The sequence below is a fragment of the Megamonas sp. Calf98-2 genome, from assembly GCF_900110235.1.
Taxonomy (GTDB): Bacteria; Bacillota; Negativicutes; order Selenomonadales; family Selenomonadaceae; genus Megamonas; species Megamonas funiformis.
On record NZ_FOCY01000012.1, the window covers coordinates 47,008 to 64,367 of the forward strand.

17 protein-coding genes and 2 riboswitches are annotated in these 17,360 nt (G+C 28.7%); of the genes, 12 read left to right on the forward strand and 5 right to left on the reverse strand.

Going from position 1 to position 17,360, the window contains the following annotated elements; all coding sequences use genetic code 11:
* Window positions 1-50 precede the first annotated feature (50 nt).
* Complete coding sequence (locus BMX03_RS05060) at window positions 51-2,315, reverse strand: glycogen/starch/alpha-glucan phosphorylase (RefSeq protein WP_091694199.1); 2,265 nt, start codon at window positions 2,313-2,315, stop codon at window positions 51-53.
* 297 nt (window positions 2,316-2,612) lie between these two features.
* Window positions 2,613-2,927, reverse strand: coding sequence for a cupin domain-containing protein (locus BMX03_RS05065; RefSeq protein WP_225092151.1), 315 nt, complete (start codon window positions 2,925-2,927; stop codon window positions 2,613-2,615).
* A gap of 298 nt (window positions 2,928-3,225) precedes the next feature.
* Here BMX03_RS05065 and BMX03_RS05070 point away from each other — a divergent pair, with 298 nt between their 5' ends.
* Complete coding sequence (locus BMX03_RS05070; RefSeq protein WP_022228472.1) at window positions 3,226-3,564, forward strand: hypothetical protein; 339 nt, start codon at window positions 3,226-3,228, stop codon at window positions 3,562-3,564.
* A 91-nt stretch (window positions 3,565-3,655) separates the two neighbouring features.
* On the opposite strand, the gene BMX03_RS05075 is transcribed toward BMX03_RS05070, so the two are convergent.
* Genes BMX03_RS05075 through BMX03_RS05085 form a run of 3 tightly spaced genes read right to left on the reverse strand, consistent with a single transcriptional unit; the run spans window position 3,656 to window position 5,507 of the window.
* Window positions 3,656-4,489 (reverse strand): energy transducer TonB, encoded by an 834-nt coding sequence (locus BMX03_RS05075; RefSeq protein WP_091694204.1) that lies wholly within the window; start codon window positions 4,487-4,489, stop codon window positions 3,656-3,658.
* On the reverse strand, window positions 4,489-4,902 hold the full coding sequence (locus tag BMX03_RS05080; protein WP_022228474.1) for an ExbD/TolR family protein: 414 nt from the start codon (window positions 4,900-4,902) through the stop codon (window positions 4,489-4,491). The genes BMX03_RS05075 and BMX03_RS05080 overlap by 1 nt, the downstream gene beginning before the upstream one ends.
* Window positions 4,899-5,507, reverse strand: coding sequence for a MotA/TolQ/ExbB proton channel family protein (locus tag BMX03_RS05085; RefSeq protein ID WP_008537421.1), 609 nt, complete (start codon window positions 5,505-5,507; stop codon window positions 4,899-4,901). The genes BMX03_RS05080 and BMX03_RS05085 overlap by 4 nt, the downstream gene beginning before the upstream one ends.
* Window positions 5,508-5,627: 120 nt before the next feature.
* Window positions 5,628-5,802: riboswitch (cobalamin riboswitch) on the reverse strand.
* A 147-nt stretch (window positions 5,803-5,949) separates the two neighbouring features.
* A riboswitch (cobalamin riboswitch) is annotated at window positions 5,950-6,122 on the forward strand.
* Between the two features lie 212 nt (window positions 6,123-6,334).
* Here BMX03_RS05085 and BMX03_RS05090 point away from each other — a divergent pair.
* The 11 genes from BMX03_RS05090 to BMX03_RS05140 all read left to right on the forward strand — a co-directional run bounded on the left by BMX03_RS05090 (window position 6,335) and on the right by BMX03_RS05140 (window position 17,354).
* Entirely contained in the window at window positions 6,335-6,736 is a 402-nt protein-coding gene (locus tag BMX03_RS05090) for a hypothetical protein (protein WP_255361417.1), read from the forward strand.
* Window positions 6,737-6,765: 29 nt separating this feature from the next.
* Entirely contained in the window at window positions 6,766-9,063 is a 2,298-nt protein-coding gene (locus BMX03_RS05095) for a TonB-dependent receptor (RefSeq protein ID WP_091694206.1), read from the forward strand.
* A 69-nt stretch (window positions 9,064-9,132) separates the two neighbouring features.
* Window positions 9,133-10,200, forward strand: coding sequence for an ABC transporter substrate-binding protein (locus BMX03_RS05100; protein WP_022228477.1), 1,068 nt, complete (start codon window positions 9,133-9,135; stop codon window positions 10,198-10,200).
* Window position 10,201: 1 nt separating this feature from the next.
* Window positions 10,202-11,257 (forward strand): FecCD family ABC transporter permease, encoded by a 1,056-nt coding sequence (locus tag BMX03_RS05105; RefSeq protein ID WP_008537432.1) that lies wholly within the window; start codon window positions 10,202-10,204, stop codon window positions 11,255-11,257.
* Window positions 11,258-12,028: an ABC transporter ATP-binding protein gene (locus tag BMX03_RS05110; RefSeq protein ID WP_008537433.1), complete on the forward strand. Its 771-nt coding sequence runs from the start codon at window positions 11,258-11,260 to the stop codon at window positions 12,026-12,028.
* A 31-nt stretch (window positions 12,029-12,059) separates the two neighbouring features.
* On the forward strand, window positions 12,060-12,419 hold the full coding sequence (locus BMX03_RS05115; RefSeq protein WP_008537434.1) for a CGGC domain-containing protein: 360 nt from the start codon (window positions 12,060-12,062) through the stop codon (window positions 12,417-12,419).
* Between the two features lie 18 nt (window positions 12,420-12,437).
* Window positions 12,438-14,684, forward strand: a complete 2,247-nt coding sequence (locus tag BMX03_RS05120; RefSeq protein ID WP_008537435.1) for a TonB-dependent receptor — start codon at window positions 12,438-12,440, stop codon at window positions 14,682-14,684.
* A 79-nt stretch (window positions 14,685-14,763) separates the two neighbouring features.
* Window positions 14,764-15,582 carry a 4Fe-4S binding protein gene (locus BMX03_RS05125; protein ID WP_008537436.1) on the forward strand — a complete coding sequence of 273 codons (819 nt, stop codon included), beginning with the start codon at window positions 14,764-14,766 and terminating at the stop codon, window positions 15,580-15,582.
* A gap of 2 nt (window positions 15,583-15,584) precedes the next feature.
* Window positions 15,585-15,785 carry a hypothetical protein gene (locus BMX03_RS11240; protein WP_008537437.1) on the forward strand — a complete coding sequence of 67 codons (201 nt, stop codon included), beginning with the start codon at window positions 15,585-15,587 and terminating at the stop codon, window positions 15,783-15,785.
* Window positions 15,772-16,275 carry a hypothetical protein gene (locus BMX03_RS05135; protein ID WP_091694208.1) on the forward strand — a complete coding sequence of 168 codons (504 nt, stop codon included), beginning with the start codon at window positions 15,772-15,774 and terminating at the stop codon, window positions 16,273-16,275. The genes BMX03_RS11240 and BMX03_RS05135 overlap by 14 nt, the downstream gene beginning before the upstream one ends.
* A gap of 137 nt (window positions 16,276-16,412) precedes the next feature.
* Entirely contained in the window at window positions 16,413-17,354 is a 942-nt protein-coding gene (locus tag BMX03_RS05140) for an IS30 family transposase (RefSeq protein ID WP_091694211.1), read from the forward strand.
* Window positions 17,355-17,360: the final 6 nt, after the last annotated feature.

Sequence of the window (17,360 nt, forward strand, 5' to 3'; positions counted from 1 at the left end):
TAGCTCATTAGGTATTTTTTATAGAATTAAATCATTAAGTTTGTTTAAACTTATTTGTCTAAGTGCCAAATGTCATGGTTATATTCAGCGATTGTGCGGTCACTGGAGAAGTAACCAGCGTTAGCTATATTGATTAAAGATTTTTTAGCCCAAGCTAAACGGTCTTCGTAATCATTATATGCTTGGTCTTTTGTTTGAATATAAGCTTTTAAATCTAATAAACTCATGAACCAATCTTTAGAAATTAATTCGTGATGTAAACGGTGGAGATTTTCTGTCTGTCCAATAGAAGTCATTTCTTCAGAAATTAAGAAGTCTACTGCATTTTTAATGATTTCATCATTATTATAGTATTTTCCTGCATCATAATCATTGTTGTTGTAATGAGCGATAACATCATCACTACTTTCACCGAAAATATAGATATTGTCATCACCAACAAGTTCATGAATTTCTACATTAGCACCGTCTTCAGTACCGATTGTAATAGCACCATTGAGCATGAATTTCATATTACCAGTACCACTAGCTTCTTTACTTGCAAGAGAAATCTGTTCGGAGAAATCGCAAGCAGGAATGAGTTTTTCAGCGTTAGTTACGTTGTAGTTTTCTACCATTACTACTTGAATATATTTAGAAGCTACAGGGTCTTTAGCGATAATATCTTGAAGACATAAGATAGCATGAATTATGTCTTTAGCAATGATATAAGCTGGTGCAGCTTTAGCGCCAAAAATGAAAGTAATAGGTGTAGAAGGAACATAACCACTGCGGATTTTTTGAAGAAGTTGAATGATGTAGAGTAAATTCATTTGTTGACGTTTATATTCATGTAAACGTTTAATTTGAATATCAAAAATGCTATTTGGATTTAAAGTCAAATGCATTGTTTTATTTAAATAGTTGCATAAATCCTGTTTACGATTTTGTTTAATAGTTAAGAGTTTATTTAAAACAGTTTCATCATCAACAAATATCAATAAATCTTTTAATTTTGTAGCATCAGTTTTGTATTCATCACCAATTAAAGATGTGATATATTGACTTAATTCATTGTTGCAGTGCAATAACCAACGGCGGAAAGTGATACCATTTGTTTTGTTGTTGAATTTTTCTGGGTATAATTCATAGAAAGCTTTTAATTCGCTATTTTTGAGAATTTCAGTATGCAAGGAAGCAACACCATTGATACTATAGCCAAAATGAATATCCATATGAGCCATATGCACAAGGTTATGTTCATCAATGATTTGTACAGCTTTATTATCACTGCGAGATTTAGCAATAGCATTTAATTCTTGAATAGTAGGAATGAGTTGAGGTACTACTTGTTTTAAATCTTCAAGATGCCATTTTTCAAGTGCTTCAGCCAAGATAGTATGGTTTGTGTATGCACATGTTTTGAATACGATATCAATAGCTTCATGTAAATCGATACCTTCTAAAACTAAGCGATTGATTAATTCAGGAATTACCATAGATGGATGAGTATCATTGATTTGGATACATACGTATTTATAAAGTTCATGTAAATCATGTCCTTTAGCTTTTTCTTCCATCAAGATTAATTGTGCAGCGTTGCTTACCATGAAATACTGTTGATAGATACGAAGCATTTGACCTTCTTTAGTACTATCATCAGGATAGAGGAATAAAGTTAAATTTTTATGAATGTCTTTTTGGTCAAAAGAAATACCATCATTGACGATAGTTTCGTCAATAGTGTCAATATCGAAAAGATGTAATTTATTTAAGCCTTTTTGATAGCCTAATACATCAATATCATATAATTTAGAATGAACAGTAAAACCATTAAATTCAACATCAAAACCAATATTGGTATCATTTAACCAAGATTTATCTGTAATCCATGGATTTTTTTCTTCTTTTTGAAGATGATTTTCAAATTTTTGTTTGAATAAACCAAAATGGTAATTTAAACCTACACCATCGCCAGATAAATTTAAAGTTGCAATAGAGTCTAAGAAACAAGCAGCAAGTCTTCCAAGACCACCATTACCTAAAGATGGTTCGAGTTCAATTTCTTCTATATCATTTAATTTTTTGCCATTATCAGCAAGTAATGTTTTTATTTCATCATAAATACCTAAATTTATTAGGTTGTTAGATAATAATTTACCTATTAAAAATTCAGCAGAAATATAATAAAGTTTACGAGGGGTTGAAGTTGGTTTTCTGTCATTGCTTAAATTTTTTACTAGCATTAATAATCCAGTATACAATTCTTCATTTGTACAATCTTCAATTGTTTTATTAAATTGAGTTTGTAAAATATTAGTTAATTTAGTTTGCATATTTGCTACTCCTTTAATATTAAACTTTGATTATGCACCACTATATTTAGATTAGAGAATAAGCAATATTTTGTAAAGGTTATTCTCAAGTTCTATATTATAATATATAGTGTCAATACTTAAGGTTTTTTCTAAAGAGTAAGAAAAAAGAATTAATTACATATATTAAATATATAGATATTAAAAGTTTAAATTTCTTTAGAGTAGATAATAAAAACTGCACTTCTAAAATTATATTAGGTTAATTTTAAAAATGCAGTTTCTGGTTTATAAATTTAATTTTATCTGGAATTTTTATTATTTTAATTGCAAATATTCTTCATCAGTTACAGGTTCAAGCCATTCATTAGAGCCACCAACAGCAGGAACTTCAATAGCTAAATGAGAAAAGAAACTATCTTTTGTAGCACCATGCCAATGTTTTACTTCTGCAGGAATATTGACAACATCACCAGCTTTTAATTTTTGAGCAGGTTTTCCCCATTCTTGATAATATCCTTCGCCAGCTGTTACTAATAATATTTGACCGCCTTTATGATGAATATGCCAATTGTTGCGACAAGCAGGTTCAAAAGTAACGTTACCAATAGAAACACCTGTAGTAGTAAGCATATTCAAATGAGCTTGACCAATAAAAAATTTACTGAATTGTTCTGGTAATTTATCTCCTAATGGAAAAATTAAAGAATCGCTAAATTTTTTAATGTAGACATATTATTACCTCCAAATAAATATTTTTCTATATATTGTTATACTACTTGGAGTGAACTTCAAGTCAAGGTTTTAAATAAAATATTGTGCATATTAAAATAGATTTCTCATTTGAAAAAGTATTTTATCTATGATAAAATATCTATAAAGTTCAGTTTTCCGAACTAATGGCTTTAATATTTAAAGGTATGGTGATATTATGGCAAATTTGAATAATTTCATGTTTAAGGTAAAAGATTATAATAAAAATAAATCAAATAATATTGTAAATAGTAATATTACTTTTAATGAATATGCAGATAAATGGTTAAAAGAATATCGTTTACAGATAAGAAAATTAGATTTGCCTATAGTTATTAATAATATAAATATTGGTAAATATTATTTTGGTCAAAAGAGACTAAAAGATATTACTTCTTTGGATTATCAACAATTTTTGATGAATTACTCTTTAGGGAGAAAGAAATCTTCTGTAGAACAGGCGAATTCAATTATTCAAAGTTTATTAAAATCGGCATTAAATAAAAAAAATATATAATTATTAAATTTTTAGTTGTATTAATTTATTTATTAATTAAGACTAAATTCTGTATAGTGCAGAATTTAGTCTATTTTTTTATATAGATATTTTATTTTAATTGAAATGTAAATGGTTGAGTAGCATAACATCTAACATCTTGTCCGTTAGTATTTTTAGCTGGTAAAAATTGCCATTTATATGCTGTATTTAAAGCAGCTTCATCAAGTGCAGAACTTCCTGAAGAAGAAATTATTTCAGCAGATTCTATACTACCATCTTTACCAATAAGAAAACGTACTATGGATACGCCTTCAATTTTATTATTGCGTTCTTTAATAGGATACTTTGGAGTAGGACTTTTTACTATTCTGGGAGGAATTGCAGGGTTACTGTAAACATTATCATCGCTATCTCCTACACCAGAACCACTGCCTGATCCAGAACTTTCACCATCACCTGTTCCTTCACTAGAGCCAGAGTCTGTACCAGTTCCATTACCAGAACCTGTATCATCATTAGTATTTATAGTAGCATTATTACCATTATGATGATTAGAATGTTCAACATTATTATTTATTGGTGGAGCAATTACTGCTTCCTCTGTGCTTATTTCATGTTTTTCCACTTTTTCTTGTAATTCTTGAATTTGTTCATAAGTTACATTAGTGGTAGCTATGTCAGAATGTTGTAAAATACTATCTGGAGTTATAGGAGCTTGCTCTACTGGCGCAGGCTCTAAAGGTGGTGTATAAGTAGAGTCTGTGATATTCGCTGATGCACTGCCTCCACCACTTCCGCTTACAGAAGTTATTTCCACAATTTCATCATATTGTGGTAGAGTAGTGAATTTTAATAATCCAGTGATAGAAATAAAAAGAAATATAAATATGTGAAATAAAAATGAACCAATTATACTGATTTTCTTTCGTTTTTGTTCATCCATTAATTACCACCCGCTCCATTTGTTGCTAAACCAAAACGAGTGATACCAGCTTTTTTTAATGTATCAATAAAAGAAACTACTTTGTCATAATTAATATCTTTATCTGCTCGAATAATAATAGCAAATGATGGATTATTTTTTTGCTCTTTAGTTGCTTGCATTAATAATGTTTGAATATCTGTTTGTTGGTCTTCTAGATAAATACTACCATCATCCTTTAGGGTTACCGTAAAATTAGTTTTGTTATCAATAGTAGCAGAAGTAGCTTGTGGTAAATTTACAGGAATAGTTTTTTGTTCTACCATGTACATCGTACTAAGCATAAAAAATACCAATAAAAAAAACATAATATCAATCATTGGAATGATATTTAAATCAGGTTGTTTAGTCTCACGATAATTTCTTAATTTCATTTATTAGCACCTCTGACTTTAGCCTCAGATAAAGCAGAAAAACATTGTTCCATATTAGTGATAATATTGTTCATTTTATGTGAGAGATAAGAATGAACACATAAAGATAAAATTGCCACACAAAGACCAGAAGCTGTAGCAATTAGAGCTTCACCGATACCACCTGTAATGGCCATTGGTTGGCCAGCTTGAATATTAAAAATACTAAATGTGGTAATCATACCAACAATAGTTCCTAAAAGTCCTAAAAGTGGAGCTAATGTGGTAATTACACTTAAATAACTTAATTTTTCACGTAAACGAGACATTACAATATTACCCTTCATTTCCATAAAAGCCTCAGTACGTTCTACTGTAGGCAAAGGACTTGCTTGAGTTAGAATATTAGCACAAGCTCCTTTATGTGTTTTAGCAAATTCAAAAGCTTTTTCTAGCGTTTCTCCAGATAGAATATCGCAATATTGTTTAGTAAATAAATGACCAGAATCAATAGATTTATAAAACAGATATCGTTCAATAGCAATAAAAATAATAACTAGTGAACAAATAAGTAGTGGATACATTACTAATCCACCTTTTTCAAAATACATTAATACATCAGACAAAATATTACCTCCTAAAAATAAAAATACCTTCCTAACCTGAAAAGAAAGGAAGGCATAAATATATAAAATAAATTTAAATTCAGCAATATTATATATTTTCCTATCCATGTCACTCGCAGGAATCGGAAAGATAATATAGGCAGTTCTTCTGGCTTGGAGTCATTGCATAATTTCGCCTTCCCAGTTTCCCAGTGACATAAATGAAATATAGCTCGTCCTTACAGCGGCGGGACCGCATCGGCTTATACCGATTTCTCTATTAAGTACAAAGTACACCTAAATTATGAATTATTCATTTGTTGCATAGAAGTATAGCATTTTTTATAAAAAAAAACAATAGTATTTGGTAAAAGATTAAAATTAGATTAAATTTTTATTGACATTAACTATATTATCATTTATAATGCAAAATTGTAATAGATAAATACAATCTATGAAAAGATAAATATAGATAAAGTTAGGTGTAGCAATACTTAATAGAGAAACAGGTGTGAAACCTGTGCTATCCCGTAGCTGTAATGTGGAGCGAGTCTTAAATATGTCACTGGGAAACTGGGAAGGCAAGATGAGCGGTGAAGCAGAGCCAGAAGAACTGCCTAATTTTAGTAGCCAATAAAAGTTACTGCGAGAGACGGTATGGTGAAGAATATGTATAACTATACCTTTTTGCTGTATGCAAAAAGGTATTTTTTACTTATAAATAAAACCTTTCTGTATTTTAAGCAGAAAGGTTTTTTATTTGGTTCGTTATTAAATATTAGAATATTTTTGATGATAATATTTGATAAAGCACCATAATAATTAATTAAATAGAGAGGAGGATATTTTTGAAAAGACAAGTATGTATTATTTTTTTATTATTGATAATGATTTTTCCAACAGTTAGTTTTGCAACAGAAACTTCATCAGATACTATGATTTTAGAATGGAAAACTTATAAAGTATGGAAAGATGGAGAAAATTTATGTATGAGTGGAGAATTTGAGAATTTACGAAATGATTTGAAAATTACTAGATTAAATAATTTCACAGCTATTATTACATTTATGAATAATGATGGAACTTCTTATCAATATGTAGGACAACCAGAAAAAATGCCTATGTGCAAGATAGCACCAAATAGTAAAAAAAGAATTACTTTTAATTTAGGTAAATTTGATGGTAATTGGACTGATTGGAATGTAGATGCTATTTATAATTTTTCTTATATAAATGGAGTAAATTTTTGAAATATTAATTAAGAAAGTCAGGTTTAAAAATGAGATTAAAAAAACAATATCTAGCAGCTGCTGTAACTCTTGGTATTATGAATTGGACAACATATTCCGAAGCGGCATTTGATGAAAATTTAAATGAATATACTTTAGATGCTGTAGTAGTAGAAGCGGATGCTACAAAAGATCAATTTGGTAATACTATTACAGAACAGTCTTATTATCGTACAGGTGGAGATGTTAAAGTAATTACTCGTGAAGAAATTGAAAAACGTCATTATCAAGATTTAACAGATGCTATTAAACGTATACCTGGTGTGACTTTTCAAAACCCTGGATATAGGGGCGGAGAATATGGCTATGCACCATATAATAATAGTTTATCAATTAATGGTGATTCTCGTGTAGTTGTTTTAGTGGATGGTCGTCGTGTTGATAATGCTACTAGTACTCGTTTTGGTAGTTCTAATGCTAGTGGGACTAGAACGATGGTTGATTTAAATCAAGTAGTAAATATTAATAATGTAGAAAAAATTGAAGTAATTAAAGGTCCTGGCGCTTCAGTTTATGGAGCTGATGCTACAGGTGGAGTAATTAATATTATTACTCGTAAAGGAGCAGATGAAAATCAAGGAACTATTGATCTTTCTACTGGTTCATGGAAAAAACATAATTATAATGTAACTTATTCTGGTTCTGCTGGTGATGATAAATCATGGAAATATTTTATATCATTGGATCGTGAAATGTCTGGCGATACAAAATATAAAGATGGTCTTACTGGGGGAAATTATACTTATAGGGGTACAGAATTTAAAGAAGAAGGCGCTAATATACGCATAGATAAAGATTTTAGTGATACAGAAAACCTACGTATTTGGTATAATCATAGAAATGGCAAAGATGGCTATCCAATTACTGCGCCGGATTATCGTTTTTGGAATGAAACAGAATGGAATAGAATTATTCAAGATACCGAAGATGGTAAATTTGGTAATACTACGAATCCAGGTTATAGAAATTTATTTGTATTAGATGCTTTGAGTGGTTCATATAATGCTTTTCGTAATAATGATATTGATATTACATATACATTTGATAAAGGAAATGGTATGGAAAGCTTTATTCGTTTTTATGATCAAGATCATCATTATTGGGGTGTTGATAGATATCCAGATTGGGTAGCAGATGATGGTAGTTTTGTGCCATTTCCAGGCTCTCCTGCTTGGGATGATTTTATAAATAATTATCAATTTAGTAAAACAGGTCCTACTACTTTATATAATGAAAAAAATCAGGGATTACAGCTTCAATATGGTAAATCTATAGATAATAATGATTTATTATTTGGCTTAACTTATGACAAAGCTAAAACTTATACTAAAAGTTTAAATAGAAAAGATAATACGTGGAAAACTACACATGTAGAAAGAGATAGCATTTTAGGATTTGTGCAAGATAAAATACATTTATCTGATAAATGGGATATAACACCAGCTATTCGTTATTCTAATTATAGTACTTTTGATAAAACAAATGATGCTGGTACAGTATCTCAAGGTAATACTTCATCAATAATTTTTACACCAACAATTAATACACAATATGCTTTTGATGATACAACTAGTGCATATTTAGGATGGGCAAGTGTATATAGACCAATAAAATCAGCAGATTATGGAAAAGATACACCAAATGGAGCTCCTTTAAAAGATGAAGAAGGAGATGTATGGACGTTTGGTGTACGCAAAGATATTGATGATAAAACGAGTGTAGCACTTCATTATGATTGGACTGATATGGATAATGCTATTACTAATTATTCTGTATGGTCTGACGTTGACAAAGATTTTGTGAATAAAAATGTTAATGCACAAGAAACTAAAAAGTCTATTAATTTAACAATGGACCATCAATTTGATGATCATTGGAATTTGAGCTTAGCATATAGTCATATGAAAGATGAGTGGAAAGCAAAAGACGGTATGCAGTTTGACCCAGATATTAATTTAGATGATAATTCTAATGTTAATACAATGATAAATGCTTTACGTCCGGCGAATCATTATATTGCTAACTTATCTTATGAAAATGGTAAATGGTATACAGGTTTATTAGCTAATTATTATACTGGTATGGATACAACAGCATTCACAGATAAGCATTTCTTTGTACTTGATTGGAATTTAAATTATGAAATTAATGATGATACAACAGCATATGTAACTATTACTAACTTAACTAATGAAGCATATGAAAATGCTTATAGTGCATATAATGGAATTGGCGCAGCACCACAACCTGGTCGTTGTTATATGGTAGGTATGAGATATAAATTTTAATTAAGTTTAATATAAGAAGAGTATAAAGTACACATTTAGTGTACTTTATACTTTTCTATAGAGGTTTTTATGAAAAATATTATATTTATAAATTTAATGGTATTGTTGATAATATTATCAGGTTGTAGTCCTGTTATAAAAGAAAATGCAGATACTATACAGTTGTGGGAACAAAAAAAGTCTCAGTTAAATATATCATATAATGAAAATAATTATCCAATAAAAATAAAAAATATAAACTCTAAAAATGAAGAATTTGAATTAACATATAAAAAACCACCTCAAAAAGTAGTCGCTTTTTGGCAAAACTCTGTAGAAACATTAATTGCTTTGGGTGTTGGTGATAGAATTGTGGCAGGAACAGGTATTCCTGACAAGAAATATCTTCGACCTGAATATCGAGAAGAATATAGTAAAATCCCTTATACTGGATTACAAAATTTAGATATAGAAACTATAACAATGTTAGAGCCAGATTTTATTTTAGGTTGGTATTCTACTTTTGCACCAAAAGTGGCAGGAACTACAGATTATTGGAATAGTAGAACTGTAAATACATATATAGCTAAATCATCTGCTCCAACAAAATCTATAAATGATAATATATTAATAAAACCTAAACATAGTTTAGATGAAGAATATCAATATATTTTAGATTTGGGTAAGATATTTGATCGTAAAGATAGAGCTAATGAATTAGTTGGACAGATGAAAAAAGAAATATCTTTTGTTACAGAGCATACTAAAAATATAAATAAAAAACCTAGAGCAATTATTATTGAGTTTTTAGGAAAAGATATTTCTGTATATGGAGAACGAACTTTAGCTGGTGATATTTTACAACGAGTTAATGGTGAATTATTGGAACCTAATGTAGAGCGTTTTAGTTTTGAACAGTTAATTGATTTAGATCCAGATGTAATTTTTATCGTTATTACTGAACAGCACTATGGTGACGAACGTATGTATTTAGATAGAATTTATCAAAATAAGGCTTTACAAGGATTAAAAGCTGTAAAAAATAAAAGAATATATCCTGTACCTCTTTATGCAATATATAGTCCTGGTATTAGAGCATATGATGGTATAAGAATAATGGCACAAGGTTTATATCCAGAATTATATAAGGAGAAGTAAAATGCAAGAATTTTTTCGAAAAACAGATTATCTATTTATTTGTTTGTTGTTGATAATTATTTTGATTATGATATTATTTTGGGCTTTAAGTATAGGAACAGTAAAATTACCATTAGAAAAAATATATTTCACTATTATAGAACAATTACAAAGTGGTACAAGTATAGAAACTATAGGAAAAGGACCTGTGCATGATATTATTTGGTTATTGCGTTTACCACGACTAGTTTTAGCTGCAATAGTTGGAGCTGGTTTAGCCGTATGTGGTGTTATTATGCAAGCTATTGTAAAAAATCCTTTAGCTGATCCATATATTTTAGGTATTTCTTCAGGAGCTTCTTTAGGAGCTACAGCAGCTATTTTACTAGGTATTGGTGTTGCTTTGGGTGAAAATTTTGTAGGGATATCTGCTTTTATTGGAGCATTTACTATTTCATTAGGTGTGGTATTTATTGCTAATCTTGGTGGAAAGGCTAATTCGATAAAATTATTATTAGCTGGTATGGCATTAAGTGCAGTATGTAGTGCTTTTTCTAGTTTTATTGTGTATTTTGCTAATAATAAAGAAGGAATGCAATCTATTGCTTTTTGGTTAATGGGTAGTTTATCTGGTGCTAAGTGGGATAGTATTTTTATAATTGCACCAATAGTAATGATATCTATCTTATTTTTTTGGACACAGAGTCGTATTTTAAATTTAATGCTTTTAGGTGATGAAGTAGCTATAACATTGGGACGGGATTTGCATATATATCGTCAGGTATATTTATTGGTTAGCTCTTTAATTGTAGGATTTGTAGTTTATGCTGCTGGAATGATTGGATTTGTAGGTTTAATTATTCCTCATATAATAAGGATGTTAGTCGGTACTGATCATAAAAAATTAGTACCTATATCGGCTTTAGCAGGAGCAATATTTCTTGTTTTAGCTGATGGATTATGTAGAATTATTATTCCAAAAACTGAATTACCAATAGGAATTTTGATTTCTTTGATAGGAGCTCCTTGTTTTGTTTATTTAATGATAAAGAAGACATATGGTTTTGGAGGTAATTAAATGGAAATAATAAGTGAACAAGTAAAAAAGTTTATTGGGAATAAAGAAATTTTAAAGGGTATAAACATAGATGTAAAAAATAAAGAGTTTTTAGGAATAATAGGTCCAAATGGTAGTGGAAAATCTACTTTTTTAAAATGTATTTACCGTATATTGAAACCTAGTGAAGGCAAAATTTTATTTAATGGAAAAAATATAGATGAATTGTCTTTTCGTCAGACAGCATTAGATTTAGCTGTAGTAGCTCAACATAATTTTTATAATTTTGACTTTAAAGTTTTAGATGTAGTATTAATGGGTCGTTCTCCACATAAAAAAATTTTAGAAAGAGATAATGAAATTGATTATAAAATAGCTAGAAATGCTTTAGAAAAAGTAGGATTAAAAGATTTTGTTGAAAGAAATTTTACTACTTTATCTGGAGGAGAGCAACAACGTGTAATTTTAGCTAGAGCTTTAACTCAAGAAACAGAGTGTTTAGTTTTGGATGAGCCAACAAATCATTTGGATATAAAATATCAATTACAAATAATGGATATTGTAAAGAGTTTAAATTTAACAGTTATAGCAGCTATTCATGATTTAAATATTGCTGCTATGTATTGTGATCGTTTAGTAGCTTTAAAAGATGGACAAATTGTAGGTGCAGGAAAACCAAAAGACTTATTAACTGAAAAATTTATTAAAGATTTATATGAAGTTGATACCAAAATAGAGGCTTTACCTAATGACAATATAAATATACGTTTTTTACCAAAACATTTTAAATAAACAATTTAAATATTTTAAAGAGGTTATGTATATGAAAAATATCGCTATTTTAACATGTTTAAAAGCCAATGATGTATGCACAGGTGCTAGTTGTTTAGATGCTTTTTATAACAAAAAGGGATTTTTTACTCAATATACCAATGATGATACAAAATTAGTTGCTTTTTGGACTTGTAATGGTTGTGATGAAGTTTTATTGAATAACCAAGAAGGTTTATTAGAAAAATTAGAAAGAATATTGTCTGTAAAAACAGATATTGTCCATGTAGGCATTTGTACAGAAATAATAGATGAACAAACGCATAAAAAAGTTCTTTGTCCTAAAATACAAGAAATTGTCGACTTTCTGCAAAAAAATAATATTAAAGTTGTTTTTGGTACACATAAATAATATTTAGGAGGAAAAATTTTGTATAATATTAAACAAAAATTATTAGTAACTAGTTTAGTTTGTGGTAGTGTAATTTTAAATAGTAATTTTGCAATGGCTCAAGAAACAGAACAAGTACCTACTTTTCAATTACAAGAAATGGTAGTTACTGCTACTAAAACATTAAAAGAATTAAAAGAAACCCCAGCGAGTGTAGATGTAGTAACAGCACAAGATATTCAAGAAAGAAATGTAAAATCTGTACCTGAGGCATTACAACAATTGCCAGGTGTATATATGAGCCAAGTAGCTCAAGGTGGTATTCAAATTAGAGGTTTTGAGTCAGATAATATTTTAATTTTATTAGATGGAATGCCAATGAATACCACTTATAATAACAATATGGAATGGGAAATGCTCCCAGTTGAAAATATTGAACGTATCGAAGTGGTAAAAGGTGCTGGTTCATCATTATATGGTGGTAGAGCTGTAGGTGCTGTAGTAAATATTATTACAAAAGATCAAACTATGGCTAAAGGTGAATCTAAAATCAATGCTGTTTTAGATTATGGTAGTAACAATACATGGAAAAAAGCTGTATATGCTAATATGCAAGTAGATGAAAAATTATCTGTAGGTTTAGGCTATGAAAATCGTAAATCTGATGGATTTAAAGGCTATTATTATACAGGAAATGCCAAAAAAGGTACAGCAAATATAAAACCAGATAATATCCCACCACAATTAAGTACGGGCAAGTATTTGTTAGGTGGTCGTGGAGAAAAACAATGGGAAAACGAAAATATTTCTGCACATATAAAATATGATTTTGATGAAGATAAATCTTTAAAATATAATTATATTCATACAGAAAGTGAATATAGCTATAAAAATCCATTTTCTACAATAACTGTAAATGGAAAACCTATTTTTGGTGAAAAAGTAGATATTGGCAATGGTTTGATTTTATCGCCAAGTATTTCTAGTTATCTTGGTTATGACGGCAAAAAAGAATCTGATTTACATGTATTAAATTATGTAGATGAGGCCAATAAATTTAGTGCTAATTTTGGTTATTTAGATATGAAAAAAAATGGATATAGTAATGCAAGTGGGGCTAAAAATATTAATTGGAATGGAGAAGGTACTGACTCATATTATCCAGGAAAAACATATAATTTTGATTTTCAAAAAGTATGGGAAGATATCGGTAAACATAATATTTTAGTTGGTGGTAGCTATAAACAAGAAAGCTTTGACCAAGATAGAATTTATTTAAATAATTGGCGTGACCATGGTTCTGTAAATACCAATTGGGGTAATAATGGTTTATATGAAAAACATGGTGGTAAAGCTAAAAATATAGCTTTATTTATTCAAGATGAATATCAAATAAGCGATCCATTAACTATGTATTTAGGTGTAAGATGGGATCATTTTGAAAAAACAGATGGTTACAGTATCTATTACGATAAAAAAACAGGTGCGGTAACACGAAGTTTAAATTATGATTCAGCAACATATGATGAAATTAGTCCTAAAATTTCTTTAAATTATCAAGCTGATGAAGATACTAATTATTATGTATCATATGGCCATTCTTTTAATCCACCACCATTATATCAAGTATACCGTGATGGTGGTGGTGATATGGGCGGTGTTATAGCTAATCCAGATCTTGATCCAGAGACATCAAATACATTTGAAATCGGAATGAAAAAACAATTATCAGAAAGAACTAATATAGGTTTGTCCTTGTATCAAGTAAAAACAGATGATAAAATTTTATATACAACACATTATAAACCTGGTACTAATAAAGCAGAATATAAACAATATGAAAATTATGGTACAGAAAAACGTCGTGGAATAGAATTTGAAGCAAATCATCAATTTGATGATAATTGGTCTGCATATTTTAACTATGCTTGGCAATCTGGTAAAGTAGAACAAAGTAAAGTTGCAGGTACTAATTTAAAAGATGTAAATAGTAATGATTATGGTATTCCAAAACATTTGATGCACGCAGGATTTAATTACAAACAAGATAAGTGGAACGCACTTCTTGATTGTCAATACGTTAGTGCAAGACAAGCACCTGATGATGTAACTGGTGAATATGGTGCAGAAGATCCATATTTTATTGTAAATACTGCTATAAATTATCAGCTTTCTGATTCAACAAGTGTACAATTTGCTATCAATAATATTTTTGATAGAGAATTTTATTCTAGTGAAGCTACATCAGGTCGCACATATAGTGTAGGTGTACGTTATAATTTCTAATTAAAAATAAGTAATTAATTATTAATAAGGATAGGGTGATTTTTGCTCTATCCTTAATTTATCTAGAAAGAGAGTTTGTATGTATTTTCAAATAAAACGAATTATTGGATATATGCTAGGTTTTATATTGTTTTATGCACCTGGAGCATTATTTACTAAGGCTATATTTTATCTTTTTGGTCGAGATATCAATGAGATATCTATTCATAGTAGTTGTTTTCGTATTCAAATTGAGCATTTATTAGATGGAAAATTCTTTGCTATGGATATTGCTTTTGTCTCTTTTTTAGTGGTTTTGGGGATAATATCTTTCTTTAAAGGTGCTATTTTTTGTGGGAAACTTTGTCCAGCAGGTGCAAGTACTGAATATTTAAGTCGTTTAATACCTACGAAATACAAAATTAATTGGAGTAAATATGTAGATATAACACCTATTCGCTATGGTATGCTTACAGGTTATATGATTTTGCCATTTTTTGGCGGATTATTAGCATGTAACTATTGTAATTTTTATTTATTTGATTTATTCACTAATTATTTTATTTGGGGTTATTTTATCTCGTTAACATCAACTTTGATAATTACTACTTTTGTATGGGTAATTATTTTGGGATTATTTACCCAAGGTGGTAGAGGATATTGCAATTTTTTATGTCCTGTAGGAGCAGTGCAAAATCTAATTCATGCTCTAGGTTGTAAATTTGATTTTGTATCAAGGATTAATATTGATAAAACAAAATGTATTGGTTGTCAAAAATGTAGTAAAGTTTGTCCTATGGAATCAATAAAAATTGTACAAAACAAAGCCCAAACGAATGTATATAATTGTATTATTTGTGAAGAATGTGTGTATAATTGCCCTGTAAAAGCTGTTTCTTATGGAAAGAGAGAAAAATAAATATGAAAAATAAAATTATTACTTTCTTTATTTCTTTAGGTATACCTATATCTTCACTAGGTATGGCAAATAATTGCACTGGTTTTTGTGGGAATTGTCAATTAAATTGTATGCCCGGAGTAATAGCTATAATTATACTAGGCAGTAAATGTATATTAAAAAAGATTAAAGAGAAATGGCGAAATAAGTATGAACAAATTTAATCGAAAAATTATAAGTATAGTCTTAGTGATTTTAACTATATTAGCAATGTTTATGCTAGAGAAATTCACTGATGAAAATAAATCAGATAAAGTTTATCAAAAAATAGATTTAACACAAAATTATATTACAGATTGTACAATTGATATTAATAATATGGGAATAGTAAAATATTACATTGAACCTAATATAGTTAGTGTATATTTACGTATAAAAGTAGATAAAAATGCAAGAAATCTTTCATATACAACTGAAAAGTTAGATGTAATAGTATCTCAAGGTACTAAAAAAGGAATTTGGCCAAAATTAAATCCAGAAGATGAGCTTGAAAAAAATAAAAAGAATATTATACCTTTGAATTTAGAATTAAGATTACCAAATGAAGATATTCATCAATATAATATTTCTCAAGGAAAAGTAAAAATTATTGATAAACAAAAAGTAACCGGTGAAATAAATATAAATATAATAAATTCAAAATATAAAAATTAACTAAAAATATAAGTATACAATATTTAAATGATGGATTGTATAATGAAGTGCGACACCTAAAAAAATAAAAAACTCATTATGAATTTTCATGTAAAATAAAGTTACCACACCAAACCTACACGAAAGGAAAATTCATAATGAGCTATCATCATCTTACCATATCTGAACGTATTCGTATAGAGGTTCTTTCTATCTTAAGTTACTCTACTCGTTTTATTGCTAAATTTTTACATCGTCATCATTCTACTATTGCTCGAGAACTATCTCGTAATAAAATTGAAAATGAATATATCTCTTCATCTGCTCACAATAAATATCTTGAACGTCGTAAAAATTCTTCTCACTCTAGTAAATATAATGATGTTTTTTCTAATCTTATTTCTGAAAAATTACATGAAAATTGGTCTCCAGAACAAATTTCTAATGCACTTTTAAATGGTAAACTTTCTTTTAAAACTATTTATAATTGGATTTATATTGGTAAATTAAAAGGTATTTCACTTAAGAATTTACGACATAAAGGAAAACGTAGAAAAAAGGAAACACGTGGTAAATTCTTAATAGGAAATAGTATCACAACTAGACCAAAAGATGTAAAAAGTAGAAAAACTTTTGGACATTGGGAGTTAGATACCATAGTATCTAGTAGAGGAAAATCTAAGGCTTGTTTAGCAACATTTGTAGAAAGAAAAACAAGATTTTATGTGGCAATAAAAATAAAAGATAGAACAGCCCCATCAATGTTAAAAGCAATAAAAAAATTAGTGAAAGTACTACCAAAAAAGGCATTAAAAACATTTACAACAGATAGAGGAAAAGAATTTGCATGTTACAAAGAAGTAGAAAAATTAAATATAAAAGTATATTTTGCAGATGCTTATGCAGCATGGCAAAGAGGTAGTAACGAAAATTCAAATGGGTTATTAAGAGAATATTATCCAAAGAAAACAGATTTAGGACAAATATCTAATGATGATTTAATAAAAAAATTAATATTATTAAATAGTAGACCAAGAAAATGTTTAAATTGGGATAATCCATTTAATTTATTTTTAAAAGAAGTGTCGCACTTGGATTGACAATTC